The following is a 12,225-nucleotide window of genomic DNA, read 5'->3' on the forward strand; positions in this document are numbered from 1 at the left end:
GTGCTACCTCCCGCGGCGCCCCGCGTCCCCGGCGAGCACGCGGAACCCGATGTAGGGCACGGCGGACAGCTCGTCGGCGGTGAACGCGGTGGTGTTCTCGAAACTCTCGGGGTTGCGCACGGTGTAGGCGCCACCCTTGATCACGCGCGACCCGACCGCGGTCGCGTCCCGGTCGGCGCACCACTCGAAGACGTTGCCGGTCAGGTCGCGCACGCCGTACGCGTTCGGTGGCGTGGCGCCGACGGGACGCGGCCCGGTCGCCGACGGCGGGGCGTAGACCTGCCGGTCGAACACGTCGCCGAGCGCCCAGCGCGACCCGAGCGACCCGCCCGCCGCGTACCGCCACTCGGCGGCCGTCGGCAGCCCGCACGGCCTGCCGACCTGCGGGGAAAGCCAAGCGCAGTAGGCGAGGGCACCGTGCCAGGTGACACCGGTGGCCGGGAGCGCGCCCAGGTCCTCGTCGAGCACGACCCCACCTCCCACCGCGCGCAGGCCGGTTCCGGGTTCGGCCGGGAACCCGTGCAGCCGCGGATCGGGTGCGTCGCGCAAACCCGAATCCACGAGATAAAGCCAGTACTGGAATACCGTCGTCGGCACCACGGCGAGACCGAAACCGGGGGAGTCCGCCCCTTCGGGCAGCGTTCCGGGTGGGATCTCCGCGAATTCGGGTAGTTCGCGCCGGGTGTCGGGTATCGCGCTCACCGGGGCATCGCCACCCGGAAGCCGTAGACCTCGCACTTGGTGTCCTCGAAGGCCGCGAGCCTGCTCGACGGTCCCAGCTCGGCGGCCGGGTCGATGAACGAACCACCGCGCACCACGCGGAAAGCGCCGCGCTGCGCGCCGCGCGGGTTGCGCTGCGGCGCGGACCGGTACGGGCCGTACCGGTCGTGGCACCACTCGCGCAGGTTGCCCAGCATCTCGTGCAAGCCGGCGCCATCGGCGGGCAGGCTGCCCACCGGCACCGGGCCCGGGCTGCCCGGCGGGAAAGCACCCGTGCCGAGCTCACCCGCGCGCAGCGCCCGGCAGGCCGGGCTCGCGTCCGCGCTGTTGCAGGCGGCGGGATCGGGGGCGCCCGCGCGGCAGGCGGCCTCCCACTCGGCCTCGGTGGGCAGGCGGTAGCCGTCGAGGTCGAGGTCGGCCGTGCGGGCGGTGACGTCGTAGACCGCTTCGCGGCCCTCGGTGCGCGACAACCAGTTGCAGTACGCGGCGGCGGCCCAGAAGCTGATCTGGATCATCGGGAAGTCGGCGCACCCGGGCCGCAACGCGAAGCCGTCCGCGCGGTGCACGACGAAGGCCGGATCGATGCAGTCGACCATCGTGTGGTCCACGTCCTGCGGGGCCTCCCGCAGGAAGGCGTGGAAATCCCCGGCGCTGACGCAGCGGTCGGCCAACGCGAACGCGTCCAGGGTGACCTCGTGCGCGGGACCGGCCGAGGGATCGGATGACCCCACCGTGAGCGTGCGCTCGCCGAAGGGCACCAATGCGAACTTCCGGTGTTCGGCCACTCGATTCCACCCCGCGCGCGTTCGTCCACCCCCGAGAATGCTTCTGACCACCTTGCCCGACCGTCGGCCCTTGAGGCAAGGTTCTCGTTGTCCGCTTGATGAGGAGCGTCCTGCCGTGACCGACTGGGATTCGCTGAGCTTCATCGTCCCGCCGCACACCCGGGGTTTCGGCGTCGGTGGCCCGCTGCCGGTCAAGTCCTATCTGGACAGACTGGTGGACTACGCGCGCGCGGCCGAGGACATCGGTGTGACCGGCGCGTTCGTCTACGACTTCCCGGTCGCCATGGACCCGTGGCTGGCCACAGTCGACGTCCTGGCCTGTTCGACCGCGCTGGAACCGATCGTCGCGGTGCGACCGCACCAGGAGGCGCCGGAGTCGGTGGCGCGGCGGGTGGCGGACCTGGCGTACCGGTTCGGTCGGCCGACGCACGTGAACGTGGTCGCGGGGGCGACCCGGTCGTCCCGGGCGTCGGGGGACCAAGGGGACGAGAAGGCGGCCAAAGTGGCGGCCCGCGCGCGGCTGGCGGAGTTCGCGGGTCTGCTGCGGGCGGACCTCGACCGACGTGAAGGGGATTCGCGGGCGCTGGTGGTGACGCCGTCGTCGTCGACACCGGGCGTCGTCCCGGCGGACGCCGTGCTGATGATGGCGCGTCCGCGCGAGACGCTGGCGGCGGACATCGCGCGGGTGCGGTCGGAGCAGGGGGTCGAGCGGGTCTTCCTGTTGGTCGGCCTGGTCGTACGGCCCACGGACGAGGCGGCGTGGACGGTGGCGGCCGAGTCGTACCGGCCGGACCGGCGGCAGGTGGTGGCGGGGCAGCTGTTCGTGTCCCAGGTCGTCTCGAGCGAACACACCGCCAGCTACGCGCTGGTGGAGCGGGGCGAGGTCCACGACGAACGGCTGTGGTACGGCGCGCCCGCGCGCGGGATCGACGCGCCGAAGCTGGTCGGCGCACCCGAACCGGTGCGCCGGTGGCTGCGGTCGTGCGCGGACCTGGGGGTCACGGACGTGATCGTCGACCTGGCCCCGGACCCCGCCGAGTACGCCCACTTCGGCGACGTGCTGTGACCGGCCCGCACCGAAGCCGATCTTGAACGTGGTGCGCTCGCGGGGTTTTCCCCCAGGTGCGGGACTTGTCCACAGGCACGGCTCGACCGCTTCCAGCCGCCCGCTGCGCCGAATAGAATCGGAAATAGGGGTTCCCCTATGGCGGGGGACCCCTCGCTGGCGTTGCGGCGGGGGAGCGACGACGGGGAAGCGGCTGGCGGCTCGCTTAAAGCGGGCGGGTGCGGACGGCCAGGGTGTGGCGCGTGAAGTCGAGGGCCTTGTCGAGGGTGGGAAGGTCCGGGCCGGTGAAGAGGACGAAGATCCGGCGCTGCATGGAGGAGACGGCTGGGGGGACTGTGTCGCCGATGTCGACCAGGACGCCCGCGCGGTCGACGGTCGGGTGTGCGCGGACCTCGTCCAAACCCTCGATGGCGGTGACAACCCCGGGGTCGGTCAAGGGGAAGTAGCCCGCCGCCGGGGTCGGGGTGCGGGGCTGGGCCTCGAGTACCGGCATGCCCAGGGAAAGGCGGACGACCAGCTCGAACCAGTCGCGGTCGTGGCTCAGGCAGATCAGGTCCATCAGGAAGTCGCCCGGCGTGCGCACGGCGACCTCCATCAGGGTTGGGCCGTCCGCCGCGACTCGGTATTCCAGGTGGACTATCCCCGTCCGCATCCCCAGACCCGTGAGCACCCGCGCGGCCAAGTCCTCGACGGCCGCCGATTCGGCGGGGTCGAGCAGCACGCCCGTGCGGTGGCCCGTCTCGATGAACCGCGGCGGGCCCGTGGTCTCCTTGGCGGTCACGTTGGCGCACAGCACTTCCCCGTCGCGCACCAGCGCTTCCCAGCTGTACTCCGGTCCCTCGACCATCGACTCGACCAGCAGCGGCGACTCGCCCGCCCGCCGGGCCGCGGCGTCGGCGAACGCGTCCGCGTCGGCCACCGACTCCACGCCGTCGCTGCCGGTTCGGGAGACCGCCTTGACCACGACCGGGTACCGGGACGCCGCCCAGTCGGCCGCGTCCGCCAACCGGCCGGTGATCAGGTGCTCGGGTTGCCGCACCCCGGCGACGGCGAACCGGCCGCGCTGCAACGCCTTGTCGCGGGAGATCGCCGACGCGCGCAGGGACGGCCCGGGCAGGCCCAGTTCGTCCGCCACCAAGGCGGCGGCCAGCACGTGCTGCTCGGCGAACGCCAGCACCCCGTCGGGCCGCCTGCGGGCCGCGGCGTCGAAGGCCGCCGCGGCCCAGGCCTCGTCCGTGTCGCCCGCGGCGATCGTCAGGTGCTCGACCTCACCCGTCAGCGCCGCCGCCCGGTCCGCCGTCTCGATCGCGTGCACCGCCACGCCCAGCCGCCGCGCGGCCGCCAGGTACGGCCTCCCCATCACGCCCACGCCCACCAGCAGCAGTTCCGGCACCGGGTTCTCCTCCGAGGTCCTTGGGACGGGCGCGCTCCAGCACCACCACGAGCGCGCCCGCGCCCGCCAGCACGGCGGCCAGCGCGCCCCAGCCCGCGGCGCCCGCGGGCAGCACGGCCGTGGTGATCACCCACGGACCGGCGATCATCGCGCCGGTCTGGCCCAGGTTGTAGATCGACAGGAAGTAGCCGCGACGGTCCTCCGGGGACAGCGCGTAGGACAGCCCCCACGCCCCGACGGCCTGGTAGACCTCGCCGACCGTGAGGGCCGCCGTCGCGGCGAGCACCAGTCCGGCGGTCACCCAGGCGGACGTGGAACCCGTGGCGGCGACCAGGAGGCAGCACGCGGCCAACGCGGCTCCCGCGCGCGCCTGCCGCACCGCCGCCGGACGCGCGCCGTCGACACCCCGGCTGAACCGCATCTGCAGGCCCACGGCCAAAACCGTGTTCAGCACCACGATAGCGCCGATGAGCGCCCCCGGGGCCTTCGTGTAGTCCGCCACCCAAAGGGGCAACGCGACAGTCAGGAGAACCGCGTGCAGGTAAAGCAAACCGTTGAGGCAGGCCAAGAACAGGTACCGGGCGTTCGGCCGCACCTTGACCTCGAGGGCCGACTCGGTCCTGGTCGGGACCGGCACGTGCGTGCGCACGCGCAGCAGCAGGACACCGGAGACGAGGAACGACGCGGCGTCGAGGAACACGAGCGTTGTGTACACACCCGCGCCGCCCGCCGCGATGGCCCACGCCGCCGCGGCGGCGCCCGCGGTGAACCCGACGTTGCGCACCAGCATCAGCGCCGACATCGACCGCACCCGCGACTCGGCCTCCACCAACGACCCCACGAACGACTGCACCACCGGCGGCGCCGCCCACTCGCCCGTGCCGCCGAGGATCGCGACGATCAGGAACAGGGTGAGGTTGTCCGCGAACGGGTACGCCGCGAAGCACGCGCCGCGCCACCACTGCAACCCCACCAGCGCGCGGTGCGCGCCGATCCGGTCGGCGAGCCGCCCGACCAGCACCGAGCAGGCGAACCCGGCGATCCCGGCCAGGGACAGGCCGAGGCCGACCTGGTCGGCGGTGAGCCCGAGCGAGCGGGTGAAGAACAGCGCGGACCCGGTGAGGAACAGGCCGGTGCCCAGCGAGTCGACGAACGAGACGCCGAGCAGCATCCGCATCGGGCGCCCCGGCGGCAGCCACGACGTCGCCGCGCGCGCCAAGCGCCCCCCGCTCCGTGCCATGCGGCTGATCCTCCCCGTGTCCGGCCGAACATACCGCTGCGCGTTGCTGAGCGTTCGCCCCCTGGTCAACCCGGCTGTGTGCACCAATGGGCACTTCCTGGACACAGGGGTTGACGTGCGACGTCACCGAGCACGAGCCTGCTCACGGTGTGTGTGGTCGGGGTCACTATTTCACGGACAAGCCCGGGAGTGCGACGAGCATGAGTGACTACATCTACGCGATCGAGTTCAACCTGGGAGCGCGGGGCGACGCCGCCGAGGAGATCCTGGCGGACGCGGCCCGCACGTGGCCGAAGGTCTGGGGCGAGATCCCCGGTGTGACGAGCACGGTGCTGTTGTCGAGCGCGCTGGCGCTCGGCGGTGAGTTCGACTACCAGCTGCGGGTCGGCCTCGAGTCGCTGGCGACCCTGGCCCGCGTCGACGAGGCGATCAAGTCCGGCGCGAACGGGTGGCGCAAGGCGAGCGCGTCGTGGTTCCGGCACCGCACGGCGGCCCGCGCGCACGTGAGCCAGTACGTGGACGGGGACCGGGGCTACAGCCAGGCGGGTGAGGGGCGCGCGGGCGCCATCCACATCGCCTTCCAGGCCGCGGACAGCGGGAAGGCGCTCGACACGGCGTCGCTGGAGTCGGTCTCGGGCGTGGTGTCGACGCAGGGGCTGCGGCCGGTCCTCGGCGGGGCGGGCGCGGAGCAGCGCTGGGTCCGCCTGGAGAGCCTGGAGAGCCTCGACCGGGTGAGCGAACTGCTCGGCGCGGGCACCGCCGCGGTGTTCGGTGAACTCCGCGAGGTCGACGGCGCGTTGTTCGCGGGCGCGTGACCTCGGACCGCTACGACGTCGTCGAGCGCGTTGACGTGCTCGACGACGTCTCCGGCCTGGCCGACCGGCGGGTGGCCGTGATCGGCTGCGGCGCCTTGGGATCGGCGGTGGCCGCACACCTGGTCCGCGTCGGCGTGGGCGCGGTGCGGGTGGTCGACCGGGATGTGGTCGAGGTGCGCAACCTGGCGCACCAGGTGCTGTACACGCAGCGGGACGCCGATGAGGCCCGGCTGAAGGCGGAAGCCGCGGCGGAACACCTCCGCGCGGTGAACCCCGGGTGCTCGGTGGAGGCGGTGGTCGCCGACTGCGCCTCCGGCAACGCCCGGCGGTTGGTGGCCGACTGCGACCTGATCGTCGACGGCGTCGACAACATGGAGACCAAGCTCCTGCTCAACGACGTGGCGGTGGCCACGGGGACGCCGCTGCTGTACGCGGGGTGCGCGGGGACCGAGGGGTCGGTGATGGCGGTCGTACCGGGCCGGACCCACTGCCTGCGGTGCGTGTGGCCGGATCCGCCCGCGTCGGCCGACCGCCGCACCTGCCAGACCCGGGGTGTGCTGCCGGGGACGGTCGCGGCCATCGCGGCGTTGCAGGCCACCGAGTCCCTGAAGGTTCTTCTGGACCTGGACGCCCTCTGCGGCTTGGTGCGCCTGGACATCTGGCAGGCCGTGACCCGACGTGTTCCCCTGCCTGCCTACCGCCCGGACGAGTGTCCCGCTTGTGGGGCTCGCGACTTTGTCTACCTACGCGGCGAAACCGCCACGACGGCCCGAGCCCTGTGCGGCGACGACACGGTACTGCTGGTGACACCGCAACCGGCCGACCTGAACAGGATCCAGGAGCGCCATCGCGACAACGCCACGCTCCAGGCAGGCCCGGAGTCGATCCGCCTCACCCTCGACGGCTGCCGGATCCTGGTCTTCGCCAGCGGCCGCACCCTCATCCACGGCTCCGGCGGCGTCAACCGAGCCCGAGCACTGCACGCCCGTCACCTGCAGGGGTGAGTTGCGCCAAGGGGTCGAAGGGCGAGAAGGAGGCGTGTCGTTGGGGAGCCTGGCGTAGAGGACGTCGCAGCGTCGGCGGGCCAGGCAGATCAGTGCGGCGTTCTGCTCGGCAACCTGCTTGCGTTGCTGGAGAACGATTTTCGGGCTGTCCGCGAGCCGCGGCAGGACGGTGTCCGCAGCGGCGGTGCCCGGGACGGTGACGGTCTGCTTGCCCAGCGCGGTCAGGATCGTCTCCACCAGCCGCTCGCCCATGCGGGGCGCGTGCTTGGTGGCGATCCCGGCCGGACCGCCGCAACGCGAGAGGATCTCCAGGACGGCCGGCTGATCCGCGGGCCGATGGCGTGTTCGAGGGTGGGGTGGATGCCGGTGAGCAGACCCCGGATCCGGTTGGTGATGCGGGTGGCTTCGCCTGCCAGGTCGTCGCCGAACCCGACCAGCACCTCCAGTTCGGCCAGGGTTTCGTCGCCGACATCGACCGGGCGCAGGGGGTGGGGCAGGGAGCGGGCGGCGTCGGCGGTGACGAACGCGTCCCGGGCGTCGGTCTTGGCGCGGCCGGGGTGGAGGTCGGCGATGCGACGCATCGCCAGTCCGGGCAGACAGGCGACCTGATGCCCGGCCGCGCGGGTGACCGCGACCGGCAGCACCCCGATCGTGGCGGGCTGATCGACGACGACCAGCAGCGGTCCGTGCTCGGCGAGCTTGCCGAATGGGTTCGACTGGGGGCGTTGGTCACGCCGGGCCTGGTGACCACAACTCCCTGGTCGGGAGCCACGAAAAGGTAACGGGGGCTTCTTCCGTGCCGGGCTGTTCCTCATCAGCGCCGGGTCGTCCCGTTCTGCCTGGCGGCCGAGCCGTCGACTCGGCGGATCGCGCGCCAGTGCCTGACCCGGCCGGTGACCATGATCGCCCGCGGGCTCGTGGTCGCGGGTCTTCCTGGTCTCCGGAGCGCAAGGAGGACGGCAACCGCGGCGTTGTCGAACGGTCTCCCGTCACCCGGACAGGTGGTCTCGGACCATCTCCGCCACCGACGGACGGTCGATCTTGCCCTGGTTCCCCGTCGACGGCAGCCCTGCCCGCCCCAGCAGGTGCCGGGGGACCATGTGGCTCGGCAGCTCCTTCCGCAGGAAGGCCCGCAGCTCCACCTCGTCCACCCCCGCCGCGCTGCCGTAGGCCAGGGCGATGTCCGCGCCGATCTCCACGTTCGGCACCCCGACCGCCACGCACGCGTCCACCCCCGGGAACCGGCACGCGACCTCCTCCACCTCCGTCGGGCTGACCCGGAAGCCGGAGGTCTTGATCATGGCGTCGCGGCGGCCGACGAAGTACAGGTAGCCGTCGGCGTCCCGGGTGACGATGTCGCCGCTGAAGACGGCGGTTTCGCCGGGGTGGGTGGGGAGTTCGCGGAAGCGCTTGGCGGTCTCGGCGGGGGCGTTCCAGTAGCCCTTGGCGACGCAGCCGCCGCGGTGGACGAGTTCGCCGCGTTCGCCGGGGGCGACTTCGCGCAGGTCGTCGTCCAGGACCAGGAGTTCCACGTCCGGGATGGCGCGGCCGATGGAGCCGGGGCGCAGCGCCAGCTGCTCCGGTTCCAGGAAGGTCGAGCGGAAGGCCTCGGTCAGGCCGTACATGAGGAAGGTCCGCGCGTGGGGGAACGTGGCGCCGACCAGCTTGAGCATCCGGTCCGACACGGGGCCGCCCGAGGTGCAGACGGTGCGGACGGACGAGAGGTCCTCCTCCGGTTGGGACCGCAGCAGCCTCGGGTCGAACATCCGGGTGATGATGACCGGCATGACCGGCAGCACCGTGATCCGCTGCCGGGCCGCGAACTGGAAGAAGCTCATCGGGAACACCAGTTCGTGCAGGCACAGCCGCGCGCCGGTCAGCAGCGACTGCCACAGCTGGTTGAGCCCGTAGTCGAAGTTCAGCGACAGCACCGAACCGATCCGGTCGTCCCGCCCCACCCCCAGGTACCGCGTGGTGATGTGCGCGCCGTGCCACAGGTTCCGGTGCGTGACCATGATCCCCTTGGGCCGCCCGGTCGACCCCGACGAGTAGATGATCGCCGCCAGGTCCTCGCTGATCGCCCGCTGCGGCACCGCATCCCCGGTTCGACCCGACATGGGCAGCACGTCGACCGAACCGGTGGCCGGGGCCGTGCCGTAGAGCAGCGGCACGGCAGGCGCCGCGCCGCGCACCTCGTCCGCGCGCGCCTCGTCGGTGATCACCAGGCGGGCGCCGGAGTCGGTGGTGATGTGGGCGATGTTGTCGTGCTTGAGGCCCGGCAGGATCGGCACGATCACCGCGTCCGCCAGCAGCACGCCCAGGATCGCGACCGCCTGCTCGGTCGACTTGGCCATGCAGACGCCGACCCGGTCGCCGCGCCCCACCCCGCGCTCGCGCAGCGCCCCGGCGGCGGCCATGGCGGCGGAGCGCAGGTCGGCGAAGCTCAGCTCCGTGGTCTCGTCCGTGATCGCGATGTCCGGACCGAACCGCGCGGCGGCCTCGTGGACGAGGGCGTGCACCGTGAACAGTTGAGGCGAGGTCACCCGCCGCAGCCTAACCGCGAACGCGGCGCCGCGGTATGGGCGACAAGGGTCAGCAGAACAGGTCCCACTCGGCGGCGGGCATCGCGCGCTCGACCACCGGGGACTTCGCGGCCAGCGCCGCGCGCATGGCCCGGTTGTGCGCCAGGACGTCGTCGTCGCGGCCGATCAGCGGGCTGCCCTCGGTCAGGTCGAGCAGCCACAGTGGACTCAGCTCGGCGCCGCGGAACGCCTTGCCGTCGGCCGTGCCGATGCCGCAGTGGATGCGGCGCACGCCGGGGAGCCGGGCCGGGACGTAGCAGTGCAGGTTGAAGTACTCGGCCGCGTCGCGCAGTTCGTCGTAATCGAAACCCACCGCGCGGATGTAGACGGTGTCGCCCTCGTGCATGTAGAGGCAGCTGCCCACGGGCTCCTCGTCACCGACCGAGCACAGCAGGACGTGCGCGCGGTCGCCCGCCAGCTCGGCGTGCTTGCGGAACGCCTCGACGTACGCGGCGGGGTCGGCCTCGATGCCGTACCGCCGTTCGGTCTGCGCGCTGAGCCTGCCCACCTCGGCGTAGGCGTCGGGCAGCGTCCGGTGTTCCACGCGGTAGCCCGCCGCCTCGAACTTGCGGACCTCGCTGCGGACCCGGCTGCGCTGGTGCTTGGACCCCGCGGCCAGCCACGCGTCGAAACCGCCGTCCGGGATGTCGATCCACGCGTCGGCGGCCAGCGCGACCGGCGGCGCCTCGACCCCGGCGGCGCGCAGGGCGAGCACGTCCGGTGTGGTCAGGTACAGGGCCACTCGGGCGACATCGTGCCCACTCGGACCGACGGCGCGCACGGCCTCCAGCAAGGTCGAGGTCGCCTCCGCGCGGTCGGCGTCGGGGGTGGCCAGCAGGTGCGCGAGGTAGCCGCGGCGTTGGCCGACGAGCAGGCCCCGGGCCGGGGGCGTGGGGAGACCGCGCTCGGTGAGCAGTTCCGTCCAGCGCAGGTGCGGGTTCGCCAGCTCGGACGCGTCCTCGACGTCGGCGACCGGGACGGCCGCGCTGCCGCCGCCGGGCAGGTCGACGTGCACACCGCCGGACACCGCGCCCGGTTCCAACGCGACCAGGCGCAGCCAGAACGCCGACGAGTAGAACCGGTCGCCCGCGGCGCGGTCCCAGACGTCGTCGGGGACGCCGCCGAGCGGGTCGGTGAAGACGTGACCGTTCGGGTGGCGGATCTGGCTGTGTGAGGCGGGCACTGCGCTAACATAGCCGGTCATGGGGCCGGTTTCCGGAGATGAGAAGTACCTGCTCGTGCTCGGCGCCGCGATGTCCCTGCGGGAGCGCGCGATCGTCGCCGCGCTGCGGGTCTTCGACGGCCCGCTGGTGACGATCGCCCGCGGCCGCGACAGCCGCGCCGCCAAGTTCTTCGACCACGTGCTGGTCGGCGACTTCAGCGACCCCGACGACTCGCTGCGCGCCGTCGTGGAGCACGAGAAGGAAACCGGGCGCGTGCCCGCCGGGGTCGTGCCGTTCTTCGACCCGGGGCTGGTGCCCGGCTGGGCCATCGCCGACCACTACGGCCTGCCGTTCCTGAGCCGGGCGGCGGTCGACGACTCGTCGATCAACAAGAACCGGATGAAGGACAAGCTGCTCGCGGCCGGTGTCGCGACCCCGCGCTACACGCAGGTGGACAGCGTCGAGGCGGCCCTGGCGGCAGCCGGGGGATACGGGTTCCCGTGCGTGATCAAGCCCTCGGCCTTCGGCGGCAGCCTCGGTGTGCGGCTGGTGTCGGACGCGGCGGAGGTCGAGCGGGCGTATTCGTACGCCCGTCGGATCATCGACGAGAACGCCGCAGTGTTCACGGTGAAGAACCGCGAGATCCAGGTCGAGGAGTTCTGCCCGCTGGTCGACGAGGTGTCGGTGGAGGTGCTCAACCACGGCACCGAGCAGGTGGTGCTGGCGGTGACGGACAAGATCCTCGGACCGCGCCCGTACTTCGCGGAGATCGGGCATCGGGTCCCGAGCCGGTATTCGAGCCGTTCGGACGTCGATGACGTCACCAAGCGAGCCTGTGCGGCGATCGGCCTCGACCGGGGTATCGCGCACGTGGAGCTGCGGCTGGAACCGGGGGCGGCCCCGGTCGTCATGGAGGTCGGCGCGCGGACGGCGGGCGACGGGATCCTGGACCAGGTGGAGCGGGTCTGCGGGGTGTCGCCGTACGAGCTGCACGTGCTGTCGTACCTCGACCGGTTGGACCGGATGCCGGAGTTGCCCGCGCCGAGCGGGTTGGCGGGGATTTCGGTGCTGAAGGCGGCCCCGGGTCGTGTGTCGGCGGTGCGGAAACCGTCCTCTGTGGACCCGGCGGTGCGGGGGTACGAGGTGTCGGCTGTCGCGGGGACCCGATCGGGCGCGACCCAGGCCAACTACCTGGATCGTGAGGGGTACGTGGAGTTCGTGTGGCCGGGGGCGGTGCCGGAGGACGTTCCGCTGGACACGCAGACCGTCATCGCCCGCGACCTGTCGGCCCAGCTCTTCGAGGTCGACGATGCGGACCTGCCCGCCGCGCCCTGACCCGAGGTAGGCACTCCAGGAACCGCAAGGCTCGGGCACCCGCACCCTGAAGTCCGCTGGCGCCGAAGGCTCTATCGCCCGCACGACCGCCGCCATGGCGCTAGCCGCTCCCGCTCTGCCGC

The 12,225-nt window shown here is 72.5% G+C and carries 10 protein-coding genes and 1 pseudogene; 4 read left to right on the top strand and 7 right to left on the bottom strand.

Annotated features, from left to right (window positions below; all coding sequences use genetic code 11):
- Positions 1–3: 3 nt before the first annotated feature.
- Both V5P93_RS15340 and V5P93_RS15345 read right to left on the bottom strand, forming a co-directional pair.
- Positions 4–702 carry an SUMF1/EgtB/PvdO family nonheme iron enzyme gene (locus V5P93_RS15340; RefSeq protein ID WP_181043269.1) on the bottom strand — a complete coding sequence of 233 codons (699 nt, stop codon included), beginning with the start codon at positions 700–702 and terminating at the stop codon, positions 4–6.
- On the bottom strand, positions 699–1,505 hold the full coding sequence (locus V5P93_RS15345; RefSeq protein ID WP_181043270.1) for an SUMF1/EgtB/PvdO family nonheme iron enzyme: 807 nt from the start codon (positions 1,503–1,505) through the stop codon (positions 699–701). Before V5P93_RS15345 ends, V5P93_RS15340 begins: the two co-directional genes overlap by 4 nt.
- 115 nt (positions 1,506–1,620) lie before the next feature.
- Here V5P93_RS15345 and V5P93_RS15350 point away from each other — a divergent pair, with 115 nt between their 5' ends.
- On the top strand, positions 1,621–2,571 hold the full coding sequence (locus V5P93_RS15350; protein WP_104476211.1) for an LLM class flavin-dependent oxidoreductase: 951 nt from the start codon (positions 1,621–1,623) through the stop codon (positions 2,569–2,571).
- A gap of 205 nt (positions 2,572–2,776) precedes the next feature.
- Here the strand turns inward: V5P93_RS15350 and V5P93_RS15355 are convergent, their stop codons facing one another.
- Together V5P93_RS15355 and V5P93_RS15360 are read right to left on the bottom strand one after the other, a co-directional pair.
- On the bottom strand, positions 2,777–3,955 hold the full coding sequence (locus tag V5P93_RS15355; protein ID WP_245931012.1) for an ATP-grasp domain-containing protein: 1,179 nt from the start codon (positions 3,953–3,955) through the stop codon (positions 2,777–2,779).
- Complete coding sequence (locus V5P93_RS15360) at positions 3,840–5,204, bottom strand: MFS transporter (protein WP_104476212.1); 1,365 nt, start codon at positions 5,202–5,204, stop codon at positions 3,840–3,842. Before V5P93_RS15360 ends, V5P93_RS15355 begins: the two co-directional genes overlap by 116 nt.
- A 200-nt stretch (positions 5,205–5,404) precedes the next feature.
- On the opposite strand from V5P93_RS15360, the gene V5P93_RS15365 reads away from it, so the two are divergent.
- Together V5P93_RS15365 and V5P93_RS15370 are read left to right on the top strand one after the other, a co-directional pair.
- Positions 5,405–6,019 carry a hypothetical protein gene (locus tag V5P93_RS15365; protein ID WP_104476214.1) on the top strand — a complete coding sequence of 205 codons (615 nt, stop codon included), beginning with the start codon at positions 5,405–5,407 and terminating at the stop codon, positions 6,017–6,019.
- The gene (locus V5P93_RS15370) at positions 6,016–7,023 is read left to right on the top strand and encodes a ThiF family adenylyltransferase (protein ID WP_104476216.1); all 1,008 of its coding nucleotides are present in this window, start codon (positions 6,016–6,018) and stop codon (positions 7,021–7,023) included. Before V5P93_RS15365 ends, V5P93_RS15370 begins: the two co-directional genes overlap by 4 nt.
- A gap of 105 nt (positions 7,024–7,128) precedes the next feature.
- Here V5P93_RS15370 and V5P93_RS15375 read toward each other — a convergent pair.
- From V5P93_RS15375 to V5P93_RS15385, 3 genes and pseudogenes are all read right to left on the bottom strand, one after another.
- Positions 7,129–7,730 (bottom strand): annotated as a pseudogene (locus V5P93_RS15375) (IS110 family transposase); the annotation flags it as partial.
- A 282-nt stretch (positions 7,731–8,012) separates the two neighbouring features.
- Entirely contained in the window at positions 8,013–9,566 is a 1,554-nt protein-coding gene (locus tag V5P93_RS15380) for an AMP-binding protein (protein ID WP_104476218.1), read from the bottom strand.
- A 49-nt stretch (positions 9,567–9,615) separates the two neighbouring features.
- On the bottom strand, positions 9,616–10,788 hold the full coding sequence (locus tag V5P93_RS15385; RefSeq protein WP_219823877.1) for a GNAT family N-acetyltransferase: 1,173 nt from the start codon (positions 10,786–10,788) through the stop codon (positions 9,616–9,618).
- A 19-nt stretch (positions 10,789–10,807) separates the two neighbouring features.
- On the opposite strand from V5P93_RS15385, the gene V5P93_RS15390 reads away from it, so the two are divergent.
- Entirely contained in the window at positions 10,808–12,103 is a 1,296-nt protein-coding gene (locus V5P93_RS15390) for an acetyl-CoA carboxylase biotin carboxylase subunit family protein (RefSeq protein WP_104476221.1), read from the top strand.
- Positions 12,104–12,225 lie beyond the last annotated feature (122 nt).

Origin of the sequence: Actinokineospora auranticolor (genome assembly GCF_041897805.1) — a bacterium.
Taxonomy (GTDB): Bacteria; Actinomycetota; Actinomycetes; order Mycobacteriales; family Pseudonocardiaceae; genus Actinokineospora; species Actinokineospora auranticolor.